The sequence below is a fragment of the Qipengyuania atrilutea genome (genome assembly GCF_013370205.1).
Taxonomy (GTDB): Bacteria; Pseudomonadota; Alphaproteobacteria; order Sphingomonadales; family Sphingomonadaceae; genus Actirhodobacter; species Actirhodobacter atriluteus.
The window spans coordinates 377,835-399,746 of record NZ_JABWGV010000001.1 but is presented as its reverse complement, the minus strand read 5'-3'; the positions used below and the strand labels follow the sequence as shown (position 1 = coordinate 399,746).

Annotated in this window: 19 protein-coding genes and 1 pseudogene; 8 read left to right on the top strand and 12 right to left on the bottom strand. The window is 61.7% G+C overall.

Annotated features, from left to right (window positions below; all coding sequences use genetic code 11):
- Window positions 1-17: 17 nt before the first annotated feature.
- A complete protein-coding gene (locus tag HUV48_RS01975) occupies window positions 18-1,418 on the bottom strand; it encodes a methyl-accepting chemotaxis protein (protein WP_176266084.1) in 1,401 nt (466 codons plus the stop codon).
- A 101-nt stretch (window positions 1,419-1,519) separates the two neighbouring features.
- On the bottom strand, window positions 1,520-2,926 hold the full coding sequence (locus tag HUV48_RS01970; protein WP_318656031.1) for a methyl-accepting chemotaxis protein: 1,407 nt from the start codon (window positions 2,924-2,926) through the stop codon (window positions 1,520-1,522).
- A 106-nt stretch (window positions 2,927-3,032) separates the two neighbouring features.
- Here HUV48_RS01970 and HUV48_RS01965 point away from each other — a divergent pair, with 106 nt between their 5' ends.
- The 3 genes from HUV48_RS01965 to HUV48_RS01955 are packed head-to-tail and all read left to right on the top strand — an operon-like array spanning window position 3,033 to window position 5,458.
- Window positions 3,033-4,214 carry a vWA domain-containing protein gene (locus tag HUV48_RS01965; RefSeq protein ID WP_176266083.1) on the top strand — a complete coding sequence of 394 codons (1,182 nt, stop codon included), beginning with the start codon at window positions 3,033-3,035 and terminating at the stop codon, window positions 4,212-4,214.
- Window positions 4,215-4,219: 5 nt separating this feature from the next.
- The gene (locus tag HUV48_RS01960; RefSeq protein ID WP_176266082.1) at window positions 4,220-4,585 is read left to right on the top strand and encodes a hypothetical protein; all 366 of its coding nucleotides are present in this window, start codon (window positions 4,220-4,222) and stop codon (window positions 4,583-4,585) included.
- A gap of 21 nt (window positions 4,586-4,606) precedes the next feature.
- Window positions 4,607-5,458 carry a DUF817 domain-containing protein gene (locus HUV48_RS01955; protein ID WP_176266081.1) on the top strand — a complete coding sequence of 284 codons (852 nt, stop codon included), beginning with the start codon at window positions 4,607-4,609 and terminating at the stop codon, window positions 5,456-5,458.
- Here HUV48_RS01955 and HUV48_RS01950 read toward each other — a convergent pair.
- Both HUV48_RS01950 and HUV48_RS01945 read right to left on the bottom strand, forming a co-directional pair.
- Window positions 5,452-6,654: an exo-beta-N-acetylmuramidase NamZ family protein gene (locus HUV48_RS01950; RefSeq protein ID WP_176266080.1), complete on the bottom strand. Its 1,203-nt coding sequence runs from the start codon at window positions 6,652-6,654 to the stop codon at window positions 5,452-5,454. The two genes, HUV48_RS01955 and HUV48_RS01950, sit on opposite strands and share 7 nt — an antisense overlap.
- The gene (locus HUV48_RS01945; protein ID WP_176266079.1) at window positions 6,651-7,172 is read right to left on the bottom strand and encodes a DOMON domain-containing protein; all 522 of its coding nucleotides are present in this window, start codon (window positions 7,170-7,172) and stop codon (window positions 6,651-6,653) included. The genes HUV48_RS01950 and HUV48_RS01945 overlap by 4 nt, the downstream gene beginning before the upstream one ends.
- Window positions 7,173-7,265: 93 nt before the next feature.
- Between HUV48_RS01945 and tyrS the strand changes: the two genes are divergently transcribed.
- From tyrS to cysK, 4 genes are all read left to right on the top strand, one after another.
- Window positions 7,266-8,495 (top strand): tyrosine--tRNA ligase, encoded by a 1,230-nt coding sequence (tyrS, locus tag HUV48_RS01940; RefSeq protein ID WP_176266078.1) that lies wholly within the window; start codon window positions 7,266-7,268, stop codon window positions 8,493-8,495.
- Window positions 8,496-8,608: 113 nt separating this feature from the next.
- The gene (locus tag HUV48_RS01935; protein ID WP_176266077.1) at window positions 8,609-8,947 is read left to right on the top strand and encodes a PilZ domain-containing protein; all 339 of its coding nucleotides are present in this window, start codon (window positions 8,609-8,611) and stop codon (window positions 8,945-8,947) included.
- A gap of 102 nt (window positions 8,948-9,049) precedes the next feature.
- A complete protein-coding gene (locus tag HUV48_RS01930; RefSeq protein WP_176266076.1) occupies window positions 9,050-10,342 on the top strand; it encodes an MFS transporter in 1,293 nt (430 codons plus the stop codon).
- Window positions 10,339-11,259: a cysteine synthase A gene (gene cysK, locus HUV48_RS01925; RefSeq protein WP_176266075.1), complete on the top strand. Its 921-nt coding sequence runs from the start codon at window positions 10,339-10,341 to the stop codon at window positions 11,257-11,259. Before HUV48_RS01930 ends, cysK begins: the two co-directional genes overlap by 4 nt.
- A 66-nt stretch (window positions 11,260-11,325) precedes the next feature.
- On the opposite strand, the gene HUV48_RS01920 is transcribed toward cysK, so the two are convergent.
- The 5 genes and pseudogenes from HUV48_RS01920 to HUV48_RS14585 form a co-directional block, all read right to left on the bottom strand.
- Window positions 11,326-13,131, bottom strand: a complete 1,806-nt coding sequence (locus HUV48_RS01920) for an acyl-CoA dehydrogenase C-terminal domain-containing protein (RefSeq protein ID WP_176266074.1) — start codon at window positions 13,129-13,131, stop codon at window positions 11,326-11,328.
- 54 nt (window positions 13,132-13,185) lie between these two features.
- Window positions 13,186-13,641, bottom strand: a complete 456-nt coding sequence (locus HUV48_RS01915) for a MerR family transcriptional regulator (protein ID WP_176266073.1) — start codon at window positions 13,639-13,641, stop codon at window positions 13,186-13,188.
- A gap of 32 nt (window positions 13,642-13,673) precedes the next feature.
- On the bottom strand, window positions 13,674-14,054 hold the full coding sequence (gene hisI, locus HUV48_RS01910; protein WP_176266072.1) for a phosphoribosyl-AMP cyclohydrolase: 381 nt from the start codon (window positions 14,052-14,054) through the stop codon (window positions 13,674-13,676).
- A 318-nt stretch (window positions 14,055-14,372) separates the two neighbouring features.
- The gene (locus HUV48_RS14300; RefSeq protein WP_225871530.1) at window positions 14,373-14,876 is read right to left on the bottom strand and encodes a ComF family protein; all 504 of its coding nucleotides are present in this window, start codon (window positions 14,874-14,876) and stop codon (window positions 14,373-14,375) included.
- A gap of 84 nt (window positions 14,877-14,960) precedes the next feature.
- A pseudogene (locus HUV48_RS14585) lies at window positions 14,961-15,110 on the bottom strand (double zinc ribbon domain-containing protein); the annotation flags it as partial.
- Window positions 15,111-15,164: 54 nt separating this feature from the next.
- On the opposite strand from HUV48_RS14585, the gene HUV48_RS01900 reads away from it, so the two are divergent.
- Window positions 15,165-15,917: a class I SAM-dependent methyltransferase gene (locus HUV48_RS01900; RefSeq protein WP_176266070.1), complete on the top strand. Its 753-nt coding sequence runs from the start codon at window positions 15,165-15,167 to the stop codon at window positions 15,915-15,917.
- Here HUV48_RS01900 and ppdK read toward each other — a convergent pair.
- Genes ppdK through HUV48_RS01885 form a run of 3 tightly spaced genes read right to left on the bottom strand, consistent with a single transcriptional unit; the run spans window position 15,914 to window position 21,826 of the window.
- Window positions 15,914-18,577 carry a pyruvate, phosphate dikinase gene (gene ppdK / locus HUV48_RS01895; RefSeq protein ID WP_176266069.1) on the bottom strand — a complete coding sequence of 888 codons (2,664 nt, stop codon included), beginning with the start codon at window positions 18,575-18,577 and terminating at the stop codon, window positions 15,914-15,916. The two genes, HUV48_RS01900 and ppdK, sit on opposite strands and share 4 nt — an antisense overlap.
- A 52-nt stretch (window positions 18,578-18,629) precedes the next feature.
- Window positions 18,630-20,930, bottom strand: coding sequence for a glycine--tRNA ligase subunit beta (glyS, locus tag HUV48_RS01890; protein WP_176266068.1), 2,301 nt, complete (start codon window positions 20,928-20,930; stop codon window positions 18,630-18,632).
- Entirely contained in the window at window positions 20,927-21,826 is a 900-nt protein-coding gene (locus tag HUV48_RS01885) for a glycine--tRNA ligase subunit alpha (RefSeq protein ID WP_176266067.1), read from the bottom strand. Before HUV48_RS01885 ends, glyS begins: the two co-directional genes overlap by 4 nt.
- Window positions 21,827-21,912: the final 86 nt, after the last annotated feature.

Sequence of the window (21,912 nt, the reverse complement as noted above, 5' to 3'; positions counted from 1 at the left end):
CGCCCGAACGGGGTCGATCAGTCGAAGCAGTAGGCGATTTCGAAGTCGCCCCAGCGGCGGCCGTTCACGAAAAGCGGAATGTAGACGTTGCGCACGACGTTATAGGACCTGCCGTCGCCCTCCTGCCGGTAGACCGCCATCATGAACGGGCTGGTGCTCGCCTTCGCTTTCGCGTCAATCGCCTCGAGCAGGATACGGCCATTGCGGCAGAATGCGGTGTCATGCGCGAGGTCGCCTGTGGGCGTGCGCGACATCGAGGAAAGGTGCGTCGGCAGGAACCCGTTCTGATCGGTGCAGGCCGCAGCGATGATGCGCGGATCACTCGCCTGTGTATTATCGAGGAACGGCTGCCAGTGCTTGTCTGCCCAGTCGGACAACTTGGTGCGGTAAAGCTTGGGATTGGTGTTCGGAACGGCGATGTAATCGCGGTCGAACAGCGCATGTTCGGACAGGTCGCCGCGCGCGATCGCCTGCTCCGTGTAGGATTGCAGTTCCGCCACGATGGCCTGCGCTTTCGTCACCATCACGCTGTCGGCAGGCGAAAGATCACCCTTCACCACCTCGTCGAACATCGTGCTCGCGTCGAGTTCGAGTGCGAGGATGCTTTCCTGCGCATCGTGCAGCTGCTTTTCGTTATCGCGCGAGATGGCGCCGAAATTCGTGAACGCCTCCTGCATGGCGTTGACGCGCTGCCCGATCGTACCGGTCGCGCGCGTGATCTGCTCGTTCTGATTGTCCACTTCGCGCACGATGCTGGCGACGTCGGCAATGGTCGTATCGATATTGCTGACCGAGGTCTTCGCCTGTCCGCTGACCTTCGATCCCGCTTCGATGCGTCCGATGACCATCGAGGCTTCCCCTTCGAGCGTGTCGATGACCGACCCGATCTCGTCGGTCGCTTTCCGCGTTTCGCCGGCCAGTGATTTCACTTCGCCCGCAACGACCGCGAAAGCCCGTCCTGCGGTCCCGGCGCGCGTGGCCTCGATCGTCGCATTGAGCGCGAGGATGTTGGTGGTATCGGCGATTTCCTGAATGTCTTTCGAGCAGCGTTTCACCTGCTCCATAGCCGAGGCAAAGCCGGTAATGTGGGTCGAGAGTGCATCGACCAGTTCGAGCAGCGCTGAAATGTCGCGCAGTGAACCTTCGATCTGACCGGTCGCCGTTTCGAGTCGTTCCATTGCCCTGCGCGAAAGGAGCCGGGCTTCGTCGCTCGCTTCGTTGACGCGGCCCTGGTCTTCCTCGAGTTCGCGGATGGTGCCTTCGAGATCGTGATAGCGCGAACGCAAACTGGCCGAAGCGTCGATCACTCCGCCGACGACCCCAGCCACGTCGGAACATTTCACGGCGACATCGCCGCATAGCTCCGGAATACGGCTCACCGAATTCGGATCGAAGTTCGCAAGCGGTTGCATTTCCATTAGATCGGCAGTCCTCAATTTTCGAAATCCGAGCTGCAGGATTAGGGTAAACTGGTAACCGTGAGGTTAAGGACTTCGCGGCCCTGAAGCACGATGAGGCGTTAAAGCTGGTAGGAAATCTGCAGATTGCCCCAGCGTCGGCCGGTAATGCTGACCGGGATGTAGACGCTGCGCCATACGACGTATTCGGCGTTCTCGTCATCGCGGCGGTAGACCGAAGTCATGTAATCCGCGCTCGAACGGCCTGCCTTCAGATTGATCGGCGTGCCGAAAATCCGCCCCTTGCGCGAATAGAGCGTATCACGCGCGACGTCGCCCGACGGCGACTTCGCATAAAGGCTCATGTGCGTCGGCAAGTGACCGTTCTCGTCGACGAAGACTGCCGAGCCGATCCGGCTATCACCCGCAACGACCGCGTCGAGGAGCGGCTGCCAGTTAGCATCGGCCCATGGTGTCAGGGCAGTCGTGAAGCATTCGGGATCGCTGCCGGGAATGCGGCAATAGTCCCGATCGAAGAAGTCGCGGGCGGACACTCTGCCGCCGGCAATCGCGGTTTCGGCCAGGTGCATTGCCTTTCGCGCCTCTGCCGCCGCAATCTCGACCAGTTCGCTGTCGCGCACCGATAGTCCGGCATGGACCAGCGTATCGAACATTTCGCAGGCGGTAAGTTCGAGGCCGCCGACGCGTTCGTGCGCCGTTTCGAGATTGCTTTCGCTTTCCTCCGCTTTCTCCGCGAACTTGTCGAGAACGTCCCTGACCCGGTCGACATGGACGCTGATCGTGCCGGTCGAGCGCGTTATCTGTGCGTTTTGATTGTCGACCTCTTCGACCAGACCGACGACATCGACAATGGTCGTATTGATGCTGTCGACCGAAGTCTTGGCGGCGGCACTGGCCTGCGCACCGACTTCGATCCGCTCGATCACCTTGCCGGCCTCGTGCGACAGATTGTCGATCACCGCGCCGATCTCGCTCGTCGCGCTACGCGTCTGTCCTGCAAGGCTTTTGACCTCGTTGGCGACCACAGCAAAAGTGCGGCCAGCGTCCCCGGCCCGCATCGCCTCGATATTGGCGTTTAGCGCGAGGATATTGGTCCGGTCGGCAAGCTCTTCGATGTCGCTGGAGCAGCGCCTGACCTGCTCCATCGCGGCGGCGAACCCGGTAACGTGCGACGTCAGTGCATCGACGAGTTCGAGCAGATCGCTCACTTGCCCGAGCGATGACTGAAGCTGTGCCATCCCCTGACCAAGGCGCTCGATCGCGCGGGCAGACAGCATCCGGGCCTCGTCGCTCGCCTGCGAAACCTTGGTCTGGTCTTCCTCGAGCTCGCGGACGGTCTGTGTGATCCGTGCATGTTCTTCGCGTAAGGCGCTCGACGAATTGCGGACGGTTTCGATGATGCCCGAAACCTGCGAGCAGGATACGGCGACCTGACCGCAGCTTTCGGGCAGGGCTCTCAAGCGATCTTCGTCGACCGCGAAATCCAACTGACTGGTAAGCGCGTTCACCTATCCCTCTCCTTTTTATTACTCCGTCTAATGAGAACAGGGTTAATAAACCGTATCGGCCTTCGCGGCTTTGCAGGCGGCGGGCGTTGCGCTAGTCCCTCGGTCCATGTTTTTCGATTTCGTAGACGAACTTCGAGCCGCGGGCATTCCTGCAAGCTTCAAGGAGCATCTCACCCTGCTCGAAGCGCTGGACCGGGACGTCATCGAGCAGTCGCCCGAAGCCTTCTACTATCTGAGCCGCGCTACCTTCGTGAAGGACGAGGGGCTGATCGACCGGTTCGACCAGGTCTTCTCGAAAGTCTTCAAGGGCATTCTGACCGATTACGGACAGAACCCGGTCGAAGTCCCGGAAGACTGGCTGAAGGCGGTGGCCGAAAAATTTTTGAGCGCAGAGGAAATGGAGCAGATCAAGTCCCTCGGCGACTGGGACGAGATCATGGATACGCTCAAGAAGCGGCTCGAAGAACAGGAAGGACGCCACGAGGGCGGGAACAAGTGGGTCGGGACCGGCGGCACTTCGCCTTTCGGCAATTCCGGCTACAACCCGGAAGGTGTGCGGATCGGCGGCGAGAGCCGGCACAAGCGCGCGATCAAGGTCTGGGACAAGCGCGAGTTCAAGAACCTCGACAACACCAAGGAACTGGGCACGCGCAACATAAAGATGGCGCTTCGCCGTCTGCGCCGCTTCGCGCGCGAAGGCGCTGCCGATCAACTCGACATCGACGCGACGATCGACGGCACGGCCAAACAGGGCTGGCTCGACATCCATATGCGGCCCGAGCGGCGCAATGCGGTCAAACTGCTGCTGTTTCTGGACGTCGGCGGCTCGATGGACCCGTTCATCAAGATTACCGAGGAACTGTTCAGCGCGGCGACCAGCGAATTCAAGAACCTCGAATTTTTCTACTTCCACAACTGCCTTTACGAAGGCGTGTGGAAGGACAACCGCCGCCGCTGGCAGGAGCGGACCAAGACCTGGGACGTGCTTCACAAGTACGGCCACGACTACAAGGTCGCGTTCGTCGGCGATGCCGCGATGAGCCCCTACGAGGTGACGCATCCCGGCGGCAGCGTCGAACATATGAACGAGGAAGCGGGCGCCACCTGGATGCAGCGCGTCACCAATACCTATCCGGCGACCGTGTGGCTCAATCCGGTGCCTGAAAAGCATTGGACCTATTCGCAGAGCACGCGGATGATCAAACAGCTGGTGAACGACCGGATGTATCCGCTGACGCTTGACGGACTCGACGACGCGATGCGAGAATTGAGTCGCAAGCAAGGATAGGTGCGATGTTGAAATTTGCCATGATCGTTCTGGCCGCCGCGGGTATGGCTGTGGACGGCGACCGAACTGCGCTGCCATTTCCGGAAATGCCGGATGCCGAGAACGATGCCCACGCTTTCGAGCCTCGACCTCAGGCAGAAAGCAATTCCGAGGAACAGCACTGCGAGCGCACGATCGAACAGGTCCGTGCCGAGCGCAACCTGCCGCTGCTTCGCCGCGAACCTGCCTCTCCCGACAAGCCGTACCTCCTTTCGGCGGTCGACAAGACCATCGATGGCTGCCCGGTGTTGGTGATGCACTCGGACAAGTCGGACGTCCGCCCTGTTCCGGAAACCGCAAACGAGCCGATAGGCCTCATTCCCGCACGATAAGCGCCGGGGGATCGGGCGGCGATGACGCAGCACTACCGCCGCCATTCCCGCTTCGCCGCAATCCGTGCGCGGCTCGAAGCCTACGACCCCGGCACCGGCTGGCGGCTATGGCTCTACGAATTTCTGCTGTTCGGGTTCAAGCAAGGCTGGGCTTGCCTGTTCGGCGCACTCATGCTCGCGCTACTACTGGCGACCCATTTCTTCTATCCGGCGGACGCGCCGCTGCACCGATACGACTTTCTGACGATTGCCGCCCTTTTGATACAGGCCGGGATGATAGCCCTTCGGCTCGAAACCCTGAGCGAGGCCAAGGTCATTCTCGTCTTTCACGTCGTGGGGACAGTCATGGAACTGTTCAAGACTGCTGCTGGGTCATGGATCTACCCCGAAGCTGCGGTTCTGAAGGTCGGCGGGGTGCCGCTGTTCTCGGGCTTCATGTACGCGGCCGTCGGCAGCTACATCGCGCGGGTCTGGCGCATTTTCGATTTTCGCTTCACCCGCTATCCGGCCCACTGGGCGACATGGCTGCTGGCCGCGGCAATCTACGTGAATTTCTTTGCGCATCACTGGCTTCCCGACATTCGCCTTGTGCTGTTCGCCGCGATCATCCTGATGTTCGGGCGCACACGCATCTACTTTCGCAACTGGCAGGAACGCCGCTGGATGCCGCTGCTCGTCGGTTTCGGGCTCGTGGCTCTGTTCATCTGGTTTGCCGAGAATATCGGCACTTTCGCGAACGCCTGGACCTATCCGGATCAGGACGGCGGCTGGCGCATGGTAAGCCTGGCCAAGCTCGGAAGCTGGTATCTGCTGATGCTCATCAGCTTCGTACTCGTGTCGCTGATCCAGCCGGTCAGATCGCCCGATCAGTAGAGCAGGTGCGGTGCGATCGCTTCGCGCCAGTCTGCCTCGTCCTTTGTGGCGAGCTTATCGAGGTCACCGGGTACTGCCTCGCTGTCGTCCACCCATTCGCGTAAGGCCGGCCCGCCGTTGATCACGTCGATCGCCAGCCGGTCGAACTCGTATTCATACGGGAAGTCCCGCCATATCTCGTATTCCGGATAGAGCTGGCGGATGGCCTTGAACGCCAATGCCTGAAGCCGCCACGGCCGAAAAGCAGCATGGTCGTAGAATGGCGTTTCCGCGTGGATCATCAAGCCATTACACAGTGTTCCTGCGTGTTTGTGGAAAGTCGGTTCGAAGTAACATTCGCGCAAGGCGCATCCGGCGAGCCATTCGGGAGCGAAAGTCTGCATTTCCGCCAGCACCGCCTTGGCGTCCACGTCCGGCGCGCCGAACAGCACCTCCAGCGGGCGGGTGGTCCCCCTGCCCTCGCTGAGTGTCGCACCCTCGATCATCACCGTCCCGGCGTAGGCTCGGGCCATGTTGACGTTTGCGGCATTTGGCGAGGGATTGATCCAGATGCGGTCCGTCGGCCAGCCGAAGCCCGGCCCGTCCGGCTCCCAACCCTCCATGGCGACAACCTGGTAGTCCACGTTGAGACCGAAGTGATCGACGAACCAGTGCCCCATCTCCCCCATAGTGACGCCATGCCGCATCGGCATCGGGGCGGCTCCCACAAAGCTCTCCTGACCGGGCAGGAGCAAGGTGCCTTCAACGGGCCGGCCTGCAGGGTTGGGCCGGTCGAGCACCCAAACTTCTTTCCCCTGTTTCGCTGCTTCCTCAAGTAGATAGAGAAGCGTCGTGACAAAGGTATATATACGGCATCCGAGATCCTGAAGGTCGAACAGGAACACGTCCGCGCTCGACATCATCTGTCCCGAAGGACGGCGGACCTCGCCGTAAAGGCTGAAAACAGGAATGCCGTACTGCGGATCGGTCTCGTCCGCGGTCTCGACCATATTGTCCTGTTTGTCGCCTTTGAGGCCGTGCTGGGGGCCGAACGCACTGCTGACATTGAGACCAGCGGCGATCAGCGCATCGAGCGAATGGGTAAGGTCCGCCGTGACGCTAGCGGGATGCGCTACCAACGCGACACGCTTCCCTTTGAGCCGATCGAGTAATGCCGGGTCGGCAAGCAGCCGGTCGATACCGAACTTAACGCTCATAACCGTCCCGCCAGGCCGAGCGCGCGGCACTCCGCGCTATGGAAGTCCGGTTCTCCGTCCGGAAAGGCCAAGGCCCAGTACTGCATCTCGCCCCCCTCCCGTTCGACGACGACCGACATTCCGACCTGCGCCGGAAAGTGCAATTCCGCTTCGATCTGTGCTTCGAGGCGCAGCACGTCGCCTTCCGCTTCGGTCGTAATCTCGATGCCGCGGACAGCAATATCTTCCCGGCCCGCGCGGTAATCGGTGAAGGCGTATGCCGCCCAGCGAGACGAAGGCGAAAGGTTGAACTCAGTGTAGTTCGGAGCGCCTTCCTCCTGCCAGAAAACTTCGCAGCAGGTCGTTCGCCACAGATCGTCGGCCCTTTCGGGCGCCTGTTCGTGTGGCACGACGATCTGCGCCAGGTTGCCGCGAATGGCGAAGGAGACTTTGACGCCTTCTTCGGTCGGACGAATGAAAGCGGCGATTCCGGAAGCGGGTCCGGACGGGCTATCGGGATGGAGAACGAGTTCGCGCATAATGCGCCCGTCTATCGCGCAGGCACGCGTCTGCGGCAAGCGGCGACATAGCCTCTTTTCAAAGGGAGCGGCGGTGCTTACCGCCCTCAGCCCATGAGCACATACCAGTCCACTCTGCTGCGCGTACTCGAAGAGCGCGGTTACATTCACCAGACCACCGACGCGGCGGGACTGGACAAGCTTGCCGCCGATCGGGTCGTTCCGGGTTACGTCGGTTTCGATGCGACGGCGCCGAGCCTCCATATCGGCAGCCTCGTGCAGATCATGATGCTGCGCCGGCTCCAGCAAACCGGTCACAAGCCCGTCGTGCTGATGGGCGGCGGCACTACGCGGATCGGCGATCCGACCGGCCGTGACGAAAGCCGCAAGATGCTGTCCGACGAAGACATCGCGGACAATATCGCAAGCATCCGTACCGTCTTCGAGAAACTGCTGACCTTCGGCGACGGACCGACCGATGCGGTGATGGTCGATAATCAGGATTGGCTCGGCGAACTCGGTTATATCGAACTGCTGCAGGAGGTCGGCCCGCACTTCACGGTGAACCGGATGCTGACGTTCGATTCGGTGAAACTGCGGCTCGAACGCGAGCAGCCGATGACCTTTCTCGAGTTCAACTACATGATCCTTCAGGGCTACGATTTCCGTCACATGGCGAAGGAAATGGGGGTGCGCCTGCAGATGGGCGGGAGCGATCAGTGGGGGAACATCGTCAACGGGGTCGAACTTGGCCGCCGCATGGACGGAGCCGAACTTTTCGGCGTCACCACGCCGCTGCTGACGACTGCCGACGGCGCGAAGATGGGCAAGACCGCAGCGGGCGCGGTATGGCTCAACGAGGATGCTCTGCCGGCTTATGATTTCTGGCAATACTGGCGCAACGTCGATGACCGCGACGTGGGCCGTTTCCTGCGCCTGTTCACCGATCTGCCGCTAGAGGAAATCGCGCGTTTGGAAGCGCTCGAAGGTAGCGAGATCAATCAGGCGAAGACCGTGCTCGCGGATGAAGTGACCGCACTGGTGCGAGGGCGCGAAGCCGCCGAGCGCGCCAATGCTACGGCAAGCGACACTTTCGCCGGGGGAGGCGCAGGCGACGACCTGCCGGTGCTGGACGTCTCGGGCGGCGAGATGCGGATCGGCGCGGCGCTGACAGCGCTCGGGTTCACCGCTTCGAACAAGGAAGCGAAGCGCAAGCTGGCAGAAGGCGCGGTGCGCATCGACGACAAGCCGATCACCGATCCCGGCCATCTTATCGTACTTCCGGAAGGCGGCGAGGCGAAACTCAGCATGGGCAAGAAAAAGCACGCGATCCTGCGGTCGTAATCGAGTCGCTTGAAAGTCATCTAGACGGAAATCACCCGCCTGCGTTAACCAATTAGCAGGCAATTTCGCGCAAAGATCGCCTTCAAGACAAACTTTGGAGGTTGGTAAGCGAGATGAATGGCGGCGCACAGTTGAGTGTTACCGACCTGCGGCGGGTGGCGCGTCACCCTGTCGATCACCCGGTAATCGCCGAGCATCATCAGCGCGGCGATATCCGTCTGCACGTCGCCAACATCAGCGCGCACGGTTTCATGGTGGACGATGCGGAGGACCTCAAACGAGGCGACCGCGTGATCGTACGCCTTCCCGTCATCGGCCGGATCGAGGCTTACGTCATCTGGACGCGCGACAAGCGCGCCGGCTTCCAGTTCGAGCGGATCATCCGTCTCGATGATTTTTCCGCGATGATCGACACGCTGCAGCCCAATCCGAGGCTGCGCCGACCGCGCTGATACGAAATAACCCCTGACTAATGAGCGGGCGGCACCAGAGACGGCGCCGCCCTTTTTCTTTGCTGACTTTGCAATGGCGCAGGCGGATGCCATGAGCGCGATATGACCGAACAGACATCGCCGTTCCGGATCGCGAATTTCCGGGCCTACTGGGTTTCACGCTTCGCGATGACCCTGGCGCAGTATGCGATGATGCTGATCATCGGCTGGCAGACCTACACGTTGGCGCGCAGCGGCGGGATGGATGTCGGCGAAGCGTCGGGCCAGCTTGCCATCATCGGTCTGCTCCAGTTCGTGCCGCTGTTCCTGCTTACGCCATTCTCCGGTCTGGCAGCCGACCGCCTCAACCGGCGCAATGTCGGGCGGGCCACCGTCTTCCTGCAACTGCTTTGCGCCGCGGCGCTGTCGTGGCTCACCTACATCGACGCGATCACCCTGCCGTATCTCTTCGCGGTCGCCGTAGCGCTCGGCGTTGCGCGAGCTTTCTCCGGCCCAGCGTTCAGCGCGCTTGCCCCGAATCTCGTACCGAAGGCGATTCTACCGAGCGCCATTGCACTGTCCTCGATCGCCTGGCAGGTCGGGATGATCGTCGGACCCGCCATCGGCGGATATCTCTATTCGGTCCTGCCGTTCCTGCCCTATGCGGTTGCCGGAGCGCTGTTCCTCGTTTCGATCGCCGCGCTCAGCATGATCGGCGACGTCCCGCGCTCGCCCATCGTCGGCGCGGAGCGGCCCATCGGACAGATCGTCGACGGGCTGAGGTATGTCGTACGCAACAAGATGGTGCTCGGAGCCATCACGCTCGACCTGTTCGCCGTCTTCCTCGCCGGCGCGACGGCGCTGTTTCCGGTCTACGCCCGCGACATATTGCAAGTCGGCGAGACCGGGCTGGCACAGCTGGCCATGGCGCCCGCGGTAGGCGCGGCGCTGACGGCGGCGTGGTTTTCGTTCAGTCCGCTCAAGTCGAATGTCGGACCGAAGATGCTGTGGGCGGTCGCGATCTTCGGTGCGGCGACCATCGGGTTCGGTCTTTCGACGAGCATGCCGTTCTCGCTCGCGATGCTTTTCATCGTCGGCGCGGCGGATATGTTTTCCGTCTATATCCGGCAGTCGCTGATCCAGCTTCATACTCCGGACGAAAAGCGCGGCCGCGTTTCGAGCGTGTCGATGCTGACCATTTCGGCTTCGAACGAGTTCGGCGATTTCTTCAGCGGCAGCCTCGCCTTCCTTATCGGTCCGGTGCTTGCGGTGGTGTCGGGAGGGATAGGAGCGATCGCCACGGTCGCTCTGTGGGCGCGTGTCTTCCCGGTTTTGCGAACCACCCGGACCTTCGACCCACCCGACGCGTTGAAGCAGGAAACCCCTGAACAGAAACTAGAGGAAACCATTCCATGAAAGCCGATACCGTCCTCGCCACCATCGGAAACACGCCGCACATTCGCCTGGCCCGCCTGTTTCCCGACCACGAAGTCTGGGTAAAATCGGAGCGCGCCAATCCGGGCGGTTCGATCAAGGACCGGATCGCCCTCGCGATGGTGGAAGATGCAGAGAAGTCCGGCGCCTTGAAACCCGGCGGCACGATCATCGAGCCGACCAGCGGTAACACAGGCATCGGTCTCGCGATGGTAGCAGCGGTAAAGGGCTACAAGCTCGTTCTGGTCATGCCCGAGAGCATGAGCATAGAGCGCCGCCGCCTGATGCTCGCCTACGGCGCCAAGTTCGACCTCACGCCGAAAGAAGGCGGCATGAAGGGCGCGATCGAACGCGCAAGCGAACTCGTCGAACAGACCGAAGGTGCCTGGATGGCGCAGCAGTTCGAGAACGAATCGAATTACAAGGTCCACGTGCGCACGACTTCGCAGGAGATCCTGCGGGACTTTGCGGATGCGCCGATCGACACGATGATCACAGGCGTCGGAACCGGCGGCCATATTACGGGCTGCGCCGAGGAACTGAAAAAGCACTGGCCCGATCTCAAGGCCTATGCCGTCGAGCCCAAGGGGTCGCCGGTCATATCAGGCGGCGAGCCCGGTCCACACCCGATTCAGGGCATCGGCGCGGGCTTCATTCCTGACAATCTGCATACGCAGTCGATCGACGGGGCGATTTCCGTCGATCCCGAGGACGCGAAGGAAATGGCCCGGCAGTGCGCTTCGAAGGAAGGCTTGCTCGTCGGCATTTCCAGCGGAGCGACGCTGGCCGCGATTGCGCAGAAGCTGCCCGAACTCGATCGCGACAACCGCGTGCTCGGCTTCAATTACGATACCGGCGAACGCTATCTGTCCGTGCCGGATTTCCTTCCGGAACAGTAATTCCGCCATAAGCGAAGTATGTACCGCCCCGGCCTCAAAACCGGGGCGGAGTTGTATTGGGCGGGCTTAGGCCGCAGTAGCGAAGGCTTCTTCGCCCAGCGCCATCAAGCTGTCGCTACCTGCCTCCAGCTTGCGGCGCAGCGCACCCGCATCGGGCAGGAACCGGTCCATGTAGTAGCGCGCCGTGGCGAGCTTGGCCTCGTAGAACGCTGGGTCCTCGACGCTGCCCGCAAGCCGCTTCTGCGCGACGGTCGCCATGCGCAGCCACATCAGGCCAAGCGTGACGATGCCCATGATGTGCATGTAGTGATGCGCCCCTGCGCCAAGGTGGTTCGGGTTCTGCATGGCGTTCTGCATGAACCACATGGTCGCGGCCTTTTGCTGCCCGAGAGCGCTGTCGAGTGCTTCCGCCATTTCGGCGAGACCTTCGACCTTCTTGGCTTCGGCGATTTCCTCGTCACAGGTCGCGAAGAAGGCCTGGATCGCCGCGCCGCCCTTCTGGGCGAGCTTACGGCCACACAGGTCCATCGCCTGCACGCCGTTCGTGCCTTCGTAGATCATAGCGATCCGCGCATCGCGCACAAACTGCTCCATGCCCCATTCGCGAACATAGCCATGTCCGCCGAACACCTGCTGCATGTTGGTGGCAATCTCGTAGCCCATGTCGGTGCCGTAGCCCTTGATAACCGGGGTGAGCAGGCTGATGATGGTATCGGCCTTCTCGCGGTCTTCCTCGCTTCCGGCCTTGTGCGTCAGATCCACCTGCAAGGCGCCCCAGAGGCACAAAGCGCGGAACCCTTCGGTGAAGGCTTTCGCATCCATGAGCATCCGCCGAACGTCGGGATGGACGAAAATGGGGTCGGCCTGCGCCTCGGGCTCGGCCGAGCCGGTCAATGCGCGTCCCTGCCGGCGGTCGAGCGCATAGGCAACCGCGTTCTGATAGGCGACCTCGGCCTGGCCGAGACCCTGAATGCCAACGCCCAAACGGGCAGCGTTCATCATTACGAACATGGCGGCGAGGCCCTTGTTCTCCGCGCCGACCATCCAGCCCTTCGCCCCGTCGTAATTGAGGACGCAGGTGGCGTTGCCGTGAATGCCCATCTTTTCCTCGATGGAGCCGCAGGTCACGCTGTTCCGTGCGCCGAGCGATCCGTCGTCGCCGACCATCACTTTCGGCACGACGAACAGCGAAATGCCCTTCGAACTGTCCGGCGCACCCGGCGTCTTGGCGAGGACGAGGTGGATAATATTATCGGTCAGGTCGTGCTCGCCTGCCGAAATGAAGATCTTCGTGCCGGTGATCGCATACGAACCGTCACCTTGCGGCTCGGCTTTGGTGCGGATCATGCCGAGATCGGTGCCGCAGTGCGGTTCCGTCAGGTTCATGGTGCCGAGCCATTCGCCCGAAATCATTTTCGGAAGGTATTTCTCCTTCTGCTCCTGCGATCCCGCCGCGATCAGCGCACTGACCGCGCCGTTCGTCAGACCCGGATACATGGCAAAGGCCATGTTCGCGGTCGACATGAACTCTTCCACCGCGAAACCGAGGACGTGCGGCATACCCTGCCCGTCCCACTCTTCCGGCGCGGAGATCGTGCCCCAACCGCTCTCGCGGTACTGCCCGAAAGCTTCCTTGAAGCCCGTGGGCGTCGTGACCGAACCGTCGGGATGGCGGGTGCAGCCTTCCTCGTCGCCGACCGGATTGAGCGGCGCGAGCACCTCGCTGCAGAACTTCCCGGCTTCGTTGACGACCGTGTCGATCATGTCCTGCGTTGCGTGTTCGAAACCCGGCAGGTTGTTGTAGCTCGCCAGATCAAGCAGGTCGTTGATGATGAAACGCGTATCGCGTGTCGGGGCGGTATAGGTGGGCATGGGGGCTGTCCTCGAGCTTGTTTTACGGTGCTGGCGGGTGACTGCGCGCGGCAGTCAGTCCGCGTCGAGCGTTTCGATCCGCTCTATGAAATCGGTAAGTTCGTTGATCGACGCCTCGATATCGTCGCGCTGGTTCTTGAGCTTTGCGACATGCGCCCGGCATCGTTCGACCGTCACGCGCCGCTGCTCCACCCTGCCGTCGCCAAGATCGTAGAGGTCGATCATCTCCTTGATCTCGGACAGGCTGAAACCGACGTTCTTGGCGCGCATGATCCACGCGAGCCTGGCCCGGTCGCGCTTCGAATAGATGCGGGTAAGGCCGACCCTGGTCGGGGCGATCAGCCCCTCATCCTCATAAAAGCGCAGCGCACGAGCGGTACAGTCGAACTCTTCGGTGAGGTCGGAGATAGCGTAACGCTCCCGCGCCAGCTTGTCGGGACGGTCGATATGCGCGCCGGCATGCGGCTCGCGCTCGGCGATTACGGGCGTCTTGTGCTGGGCTTTGGCCATGCCAGCACCGTTACCAGCACGTTACGTAAGCGTCAAGTTCTTACCGGCGCGAGAGAAGCCCCTTCGACCTTCCGGTAGAAGCAAGTCCGCGCCCCCGTGTGGCACGCCGGCCCGGCCGGTTCGGCGAGTATTACCAGAGCGTCCTGATCGCAATCGATCCGCATTTCGATAACCTTCAGCGTATTCCCGGAGGTCTCGCCCTTCTTCCACAGTTTGCTGCGCGAGCGGGAATGGAAATGCGCAAAACCGGTTTCCTGCGTTGCTGTGAGTGCTTCTGCGTCAAGGAACGCGACCATCAGGATTTCCAGCGTCCGTACGTCCTGCACCACGCCGGTAATAAGTCCGTCCGCGCCGAATTTAGGCAGCAACACATCCCCGGTTTCCCGCGTTTCGTCAGTCAATTTATCGGACATTGCTGCTTCCGTTCGTGCATCTGGGCCGGTGTTGCCGCTTAACAACAGAAGCGTCCCAAATCTACGCAGGACGTGCCGTGCGGCTTGCTATATTCTCTTTGTTTGCAAGTATCTCATCTGCGCCGTCCAGACGGCGATCAGTTTCGGCAGCAGCCGACCGATAAGGGGAAAATCGGGCGCCTGCCGGAAATGATGAAATGGCAACGACTGCAGATGCTGGGGGGCAGCTGCGGTACGGCTGGGGAGCCGAAAGTTGCCGGTTTCGTCACGTAGCGCCCGGGGTCACCGCGACGACCCCGGGCGCTTTTGCTTAACCTTCTAACGAAGTTTGCGGGCGGCGCAGGCGATGACGATTTCGCTCGCACCAGCCTGTTTCAGTACATCTGTGCAAACATTCGTGGTCGCGCCGCTCGTCAGGACGTCATCGACCAGTATGACCTTCGCATTCTCAAGACGTTCGGCGCGCCGTGCGTTCACATGGATCGAGCCGGCCAGGATTTGCTTCCGCTCTTGCTGACCGAGATTACCGAGCGGGCGGGTATATTTCCGGCGCACCAGTCCATCCACGATAAGGCGCCCTTTGCCCAATCGTTCGAGATCGCGCGCGAGCAGCGCCGCCTGGTTGAAACCACGCTGCCATAGGCGCAGCCGGTGTAACGGCACGGGCACGATCAGATAATCAGCCGTATCGGCCGGCAGGCGTGCCGCAATAAAGCTTGCAAGCAGCCTCGCCAGCGCGATCCGCCGGCCATGTTTGAACGCCAGCACCAGTTTGCGTGACGTATCATTATAGATCGTCCCCGCCGCTATTCCCGAATGCAAGGGCGGATGGTTCGCGCATACGAGACATTCCGTGCTTCCCCCCGATTCTTCGAGATCAAGCGGATACTGACACAAGGTGCAACACGGCTCGGACGGTATCTCAAGGCTGCTCCAGCACGAAAGGCACAGTCCGGTCTGCGAGGCCGTTCCTTCTCCGCACGCTGGACATCGCGGCGGATAGACGAGATCGATGACCGGCGCGAAGGTTCGCGATAGCTGGGTTGATAGCGACACGACCGCAGTGCTGCCCGACTTGCAAGGCGCTGGCAAGAACCCCACCATGAGGGCGTGAACGAAGACACCGCGCCTCCATCCATCTTTTCCGCAGCGCGTAGGTCGGCCGTGTACCGGCGGGCCGTCTCGCGTCAGGCTGCGAACCCGGAAGCGGCAAGATTTCTCTTCGAAGAGGTCGGCGAGGATGTGGCCGAAAGGCTCGCATTCATGCAGCGCAACCCGCAGCGAGCGCTTGTCATCGGCGATGCAGGCGGCGTGATTGCTGGCCGACTAAGAGCCCCTGGCCGGGAAATCACGACGCGCGGCCCCCACGATCTGGACGAGGAACGCCCGTTTGACGCCGGTCAATTCGATCTGATCGTTAACATCGGCACGTTGGCGAGCGTGAACGACCTGCCGGGCGCGCTAATCCACTACCGGACCGCGCTGGCAAGCGGCGGCCTCTTCATGGCCAGCCTGATCGGCGCGGGCAGTCTTCCGATGTTGCGAAGCGCAATGCTTGCGGCAGATGCCGACCGCCCCGCCCCGCGTATCCACCCGATGATTGATACCGGCGTGGCCAGCGCGCTGCTCGCTCGGGCGGCCTTCGCGAGGCATGTGATCGATAGTCATACGCTGAAGGTCGGTTATCGGTCACTCGACCGCCTGATCGCGGATATGCGCGACCACGGCATGGGTAGTACGATGCGGCAAGCTACACCGCCTCTGTCGCGGCAGGCGCTGACTCGGTTGCAGCAAGCCTTTCCGGCAGGCAACCCGACTTACGAAACCTTCGAGCTTATCACGCTAACCGGATGGAAGGACTAGCGTAAAACAGCTTGGGCCGCCGCTAGCTTGGCGATCGGCACGCGGTAAGGCGAAGCGCTGACGTAGTCGAGCGCGACTTCCTCGCAGAAGGCAATACTTGCCGGATCGCCGCCATGCTCTCCGCAAATGCCGAGCTTGATGTCGGGCCGCGTTTCGCGCCCTCGCTCCGCTGCCATACGAACAAGCTGCCCTACTCCTTCGATATCGAGGCTGACGAACGGGTCGCGAGCGAAAATGCCCTTCTCGACATAGGGTCCGAGGAAGCGCGCGGAATCGTCGCGCGACACGCCCAGCGTCGTTTGCGTAAGATCGTTGGTGCCGAAGCTGAAGAACGCCCCCTCTTCCGCGATCTCGCCAGCCATTAGGGCAGCACGCGGCAGTTCGATCATCGTGCCGACGAGGTATTCGACCCGCGCACCCTTTTCGGCGAAGACCGTTTCTGCGGTTTCGTCGACCAGAGCCTTGAGGATCGCGAGTTCTCTTGCCGTCGCGACTAGCGGGATCATCACTTCAGGGATCGGCGCTTCGCCGCTGTCGCGCGCCACATCACAGGCCGCTTCGAAGATTGCCCGCACCTGCATAGCGTAGATTTCGGGGAAAGTGATGCCGAGCCGGCAGCCGCGATGCCCGAGCATCGGGTTGAATTCGTGAAGCTCGCTCGCCCGCCGGCGCAAATGATCGGTTCCGACGCCAGTGAGTTCCGCAAGCTCCGCAAATTCCGTATCTCCTGTCGGCAAAAACTCGTGCAGCGGCGGATCGAGAAGACGGATCGTGCACGGAAGCCCCGCCATCGCATCGAAGATCGCGTGGAAATCGCTGCGCTGTTCGGGCAGTAGTTTCTCGAGCGCGGCTTTCCGTCCGGCTTCGTCGTCGGCAAGAATCATCTGCCGAACGGCGCTGATCCGGTTTGCATCGAAGAACATGTGCTCTGTCCGGCAGAGTCCGATGCCTTCCGCACCGAATTGCCGTGCCATGCGGCAATCTTCCGGCGTTTCGGCATTGGTCCGCACGCGCATCCGCCGGTGCTCGTCCGCCCAGCCGATCAGCGTGCCGAAGTCGCCTTCCATCTCGGGTTCGATCGTAGCGACTTCGCCCGCCATGACCTGACCGTTGGAGCCGTCGAGCGTGATCGTGTCGCCCTCGCGCAATTCGCGCGTGCCGATCCGCAGCGAGCGGTTCTTGAGGTCGATCGATACGCTCGAGGCGCCGGACACGCAGGGCCGACCCATTCCGCGAGCGACCACGGCCGCATGGCTCGTCATGCCGCCGCGTGCGGTAAGGATACCTGCCGCGGCGTGCATTCCGTGAATGTCTTCGGGGCTCGTCTCGACCCGCACGAGGATGACCTTCTCACCCCGCCCTGCGCGCTGTTCCGCGGTATCGGCGTCGAGCACGATCTTGCCGCTCGCCGCGCCTGGCGATGCCGGCAGGCCGGTGGTGACGACGTCGCGCTTCGCGTCAGGGTCGAGCGTCGGGTGAAGCAGCTGGTCGAGCGCCATGGGCTCGATCCGAAGGACCGCCTGCTTTTCGTCGATCAAGCCTTCACCGACCATGTCGACCGCCATCTTCAACGCTGCTTTTGCCGTACGCTTGCCGGTCCGCGTCTGGAGCATCCAGAGCTTGCCGCGTTCGACCGTGAACTCGATGTCCTGCATGTCGGTGTAGTGCTGTTCGAGCAGCTCGAACGTGCGGCTGAGTTCCCCGAAAGCGTCAGGCAGCGCCTCTTCCATCGACAGCGGCTTGGCGGCGGCTTCCTCCCTCGCCGCCCGTGTCAGATATTGCGGTGTGCGAATTCCCGCCACGACGTCTTCGCCCTGCGCGTTGATGAGGTATTCGCCGTAATAGACCTTTTCGCCGGTCGAGGGATTGCGTGTGAAGGCAACCCCCGTCGCGCTGGTGTCGCCCATGTTGCCGAACACCATCGCTTGCACGTTGACCGCTGTACCCCAGTCCGCCGGAATGTCGTTCAGTCGGCGGTAAATCTTCGCGCGGTCCGAATCCCAGCTTTCGAATACCGCCGCGATCGCGCCCCATAGCTGCTGCTGCACATCCTGCGGAAACGACTCGTCCTGTTCCTGCGCAACGATATTTTTGTACTCGCCAACCAGTTCCCGCCAGTCGTCCGCCGTCAGTTCGGTATCGTTGTAGAAGCCTTTGTCCTCTTTCGCGACCTCAAGAGCTTCTTCGAACAGGCCGTGGTCGAGGCCAAGCACCACGTCCGAATACATCTGGATGAAGCGGCGGTAGCTGTCCCATGCGAAGCGCGGGTCGCCCGACGCACCCGCCAGCCCCTCGACAGTCTCGTCATTGAGGCCGAGGTTAAGGACGGTGTCCATCATTCCGGGCATGGACACCCGGGCACCGGAGCGCACCGAGACGAGAAGCGGGTCAGCCGCATCGCCAAGCCGCTTGCCGACCGTCTTCTCGATATGATTAAGCGCCGCCGCGACGTCACTGCGCAGACCGTCCGAAAACGCCGCACCTTCGCGCAAGTAGCGCACGCTTTCCTCGGTGGTGATCGTGAAACCGGGAGGAACCGGAAGGCCGATGCTGGCCATTTCGGCAAGGTTGGCGCCCTTCCCCCCGGTAATCGTCTTGTCCTTCTGCCGCGCGTCGGGCTTGGGGGCGTCTCCGCCGAAGGTGTAGACGGTCTTGGTCATAAGCAATCCTGTTAGTCGTGTCGGGTGGAACGCGGACTTGGCGATAGGCTGGCTACCCCTCGATCCGACCGAAGTCGGCAACCCGGTGGACCGCATCGCGGAACCGGGCGAGCAGGTCGAGACGCGCGGCGCGCTTGTCCTGATCCGGGTCGTTAACCGTGACGTTCTCGAAAAAGGCATCGATCGGACCGCGAAGCGTCGCCAGCGCGGCCATCGCGTCCTCAAACCGCTCATCCGCGAGCGCGCTTTCGGCTTTCGGCTCTGCTGCGTCGAGAGCGTCGTTGAGCTGTTTCTCGGCCGGTTCGGGCATGTAAGGCAGTTCCTTGCGATGCGTTTCGGGCTCGCCGCGCGCCGCCACGACTGCAGCCATGTCCGGATCGTCTACCAGCGCAAGCGGATCTTCCTCGCCGGTCTGCGGCTTGAGCGTCTCGCTGCCTTCCCAATCCTCTTTCTTGAGGATGTTGGAAGCGCGCTTGTAAGCTGCGAGCAAATCCGCGCCTTCGGCGGTTTCGATGTAGTTCTGCAATGCTTTCACCCTTGCCAGCAGGCGGACAAGATCGTCCTCCCCACCTAGAGCAAACACCGCATCGATGAGATCGTGCCGAACCCCGGCCTCGCGCTGCTGAACCTTGAGGCGGTCTAAAACAAAATCTTGTAGACCGCTTCTGACGAAGAACATTTCATTAAATGCACGTTTGATGTCGTGGTCGTAACGAGCTCGTGCAATGGCTCCGTGAGCGGCGGCCGAGATACCAAGCAGATCAATAGCCTCCGCGTATTTTTCATCGATTTTGCTAGAAATTCGTGCGAACCGCTCGACAGTAGAAAACTCTTCAGCTCGAAAGACTAATTCATCGAAAGGAACACGAAGGTGATTCCGGAACACGACGCTAACAATAGCGAGTGTTGCGCGTCGAAGAGCGAACGGGTCTTTTGAGCCGGTAGGTCGCATCTCGTTCAGAAAAAAGCTAACGAGGGTATCTAGCTTGTCCGCCAGGCTCACCGCTACCGTCACCGGCGCGGTTGGCACTTCATCGCCCTGCCCAACCGGCTTGTAATGGTCGCGAATGGCGTCGGCAACTTCGTCCGGCAGGCCTTCGGCGCGGGCGTAATAACCGCCCATCAAGCCTTGCAATTCGGGAAATTCGCCGACCATCTCGGTAACGAGGTCGGCCTTGGCAAGGCGCGCGGCTTGTTCGGCTAAGTCCGCGTCGGCATTCTTGACTATGCCTTCCTCGACCAACCACCGCGCGAGCTTGGCAACCCGATCCACCTTGTCGGCGACCGTGCCCAGTTTTTCGTGGAAGGTAATCCGCTTCAGACCCTCGGCGTGCTGCGCAAGTGACTTCTTCCGGTCCTGCTGCCAGAAGAAGCGCGCATCGGACAAACGCGCTGCGAGGACTTTGCGGTTGCCGTCGACAATCGCCGCGCCGCCATCCTCAGCCTCGATATTCGCGGTGCAGATGAAGGCGTTGGCGAGCCTTGCGTCGTCAGTTTCGCATACGAAATACTTCTGGTTCACCCGTGCCGTCAGCTGGATGACCTCGGGCGGGACTTCGAGGAATGCTTCGTCGAAGCGGCCTAGCAGCGGGATCGGCCATTCGGTGAGGCCGGCGTTCTCGGTAACCAGACCCTCGTCCTTAATCAGCGTCAGACCCGCTTCGGAGGCGACTTGCGCCGCGCCCTCTCGGATCAGCGCAGCGCGCTCCTCGTGATCGACGATGACGTGAGCCGCGCGCAGTTTCACCGCGTAGTCGTCAGCATTGCCGATGGTTATGTCGCCGGAGTGATGGAACCGGTGACCGAGCGTGACCACGCCCGAGGTTACCCCGTGAACTTCGCATTCGACGACGTCATCATCCAAAAGAGCGACTATACCGGACAGCGGACGTACCCAGCGCAGGCTTTCGGTACTCATCGACGCCTCGCCCCAGCGCATCGACTTGGGCCAACTAAAGTCGCGGACGATCGCGGGGATCGCCTCGGCGAGCAGGTCCTTCATCGCATGGCCCGGCACGTTCTTCACCGCGAAGTAAGTGGCCCGGCCCTTCACGTCGCGCACTTCAAGCTGCTCGCGGGTAACGCCGTTCTTGCGGCAGAAGCCTTCGATCGCCTGATCCGGTGCGCCTTCGGGCGGACCCTTCGCTTCCTCGCTTACCGCTTCGGTCGCTTCCGGCAGATCGCGCGCGATTAGGGCGAGGCGGCGCGGCGTGGACCAGACGGTAATCACACCACATTCGACACCCGCTGCTTCCATCTCGCGGCGGAAAAGCTTTTCCAGTTCGGCCCGCGCGCCGGCCTGCATCCGGGCGGGAATCTCTTCGGAGCGAAGTTCAAGTAGAAAGCCGCTCACAGCCGCCACTCCGGATATTGAGCGCGCCAGCCTTCCGTGTTCAGTTGCGCATATTTCTCGCAGCTTCCGCGCGCCAGATCGCGTACCCGGCCCATGTAGCTGGCGCGTTCCTGCACGCCGATGACGCCGCGCGCTTGGAGCAGGTTGAAGATGTGACTCGCCTCGACCGCCTGCTCATACGCGGCGATCGGTACATCGGCATCCAGCGCGTTCCTGCATTCCGCCTCGGCCTTGGAGAACAGATCAAACAGCGCATCCGTTTCCGCGATTTCGAAGTTCCATTTCGACATCTGCTTCTCGTTCTCGAGAAACACGTCGCCGTAGCTGGTGCCGCGCCCGTTGAAGTCTAGGTCGTAGACGTTGTCGACGCGCTGGATGTACATGGCAAGCCGTTCGAGGCCGTAGGTCAGCTCTCCGGCGACAGGCTTGCAGTCGAAGCCGCCCATCTGCTGGAAGTAGGTGAACTGCGTCACCTCCATCCCGTCGCACCAGACTTCCCAGCCCAGCCCCCACGCGCCCAGCGTCGGGCTTTCCCAGTCGTCCTCGACGAAGCGAATGTCGTGCTTCAGCGGATCGATACCGATCACGCGCAAGCTTTCGAGATACCAGTCCTGAATTTCGGGCGGGCTCGGCTTCAGGATGACCTGATACTGATAGTAATGCTGGAGCCGGTTGGGGTTCTCACCGTAGCGCCCGTCGGTCGGGCGGCGGCATGGCTGGACGAAAGCGGCATTCCACGGCTCCGGCCCGAGCGCGCGCAGCGTCGTCGCAGTGTGGAACGTGCCCGCTCCCATACGCATGTCGTAAGGTTGCAAAATCACGCAGCCCTTCGCGCTCCAGAACTGGTGCAGCGCGAGGATCATGTCCTGAAAGGATCGGGTCGGTTCGAGCGTCATTGGCGCGAGGCTTTGGCTGATGGCCGAAAGCTGGTCAATGCCGCAGCGGGCAAGATTTCTTATTACTGCTAGCGGTTCCAGCACTG

Excerpts from the sequence above, each read along its gene's own strand:
- HUV48_RS01965 (WP_176266083.1), top strand. The coding sequence starts at position 3,033 with ATGTTTTTCGATTTCGTAGACGAACTTCGAGCCGCGGGCATTCCTGCA.
- HUV48_RS01950 (WP_176266080.1), bottom strand. The coding sequence starts at position 6,654 with ATGAGCGTTAAGTTCGGTATCGACCGGCTGCTTGCCGACCCGGCATTA.
- HUV48_RS01930 (WP_176266076.1), top strand. The coding sequence starts at position 9,050 with ATGACCGAACAGACATCGCCGTTCCGGATCGCGAATTTCCGGGCCTAC.
- HUV48_RS01885 (WP_176266067.1), bottom strand. The coding sequence starts at position 21,826 with ATGACGCTCGAACCGACCCGATCCTTTCAGGACATGATCCTCGCGCTG.
- hisI (WP_176266072.1), bottom strand. The coding sequence starts at position 14,054 with ATGTCCGATAAATTGACTGACGAAACGCGGGAAACCGGGGATGTGTTG.
- HUV48_RS01975 (WP_176266084.1), bottom strand. The coding sequence starts at position 1,418 with ATGGAAATGCAACCGCTTGCGAACTTCGATCCGAATTCGGTGAGCCGT.
- HUV48_RS01960 (WP_176266082.1), top strand. The coding sequence starts at position 4,220 with ATGTTGAAATTTGCCATGATCGTTCTGGCCGCCGCGGGTATGGCTGTG.
- cysK (WP_176266075.1), top strand. The coding sequence starts at position 10,339 with ATGAAAGCCGATACCGTCCTCGCCACCATCGGAAACACGCCGCACATT.
- HUV48_RS01955 (WP_176266081.1), top strand. The coding sequence starts at position 4,607 with ATGACGCAGCACTACCGCCGCCATTCCCGCTTCGCCGCAATCCGTGCG.
- HUV48_RS01935 (WP_176266077.1), top strand. The coding sequence starts at position 8,609 with ATGAATGGCGGCGCACAGTTGAGTGTTACCGACCTGCGGCGGGTGGCG.
- HUV48_RS01915 (WP_176266073.1), bottom strand. The coding sequence starts at position 13,641 with ATGGCCAAAGCCCAGCACAAGACGCCCGTAATCGCCGAGCGCGAGCCG.
- HUV48_RS01945 (WP_176266079.1), bottom strand. The coding sequence starts at position 7,172 with ATGCGCGAACTCGTTCTCCATCCCGATAGCCCGTCCGGACCCGCTTCC.
- ppdK (WP_176266069.1), bottom strand. The coding sequence starts at position 18,577 with ATGACCAAGACCGTCTACACCTTCGGCGGAGACGCCCCCAAGCCCGAC.
- tyrS (WP_176266078.1), top strand. The coding sequence starts at position 7,266 with ATGAGCACATACCAGTCCACTCTGCTGCGCGTACTCGAAGAGCGCGGT.
- HUV48_RS01920 (WP_176266074.1), bottom strand. The coding sequence starts at position 13,131 with ATGCCCACCTATACCGCCCCGACACGCGATACGCGTTTCATCATCAAC.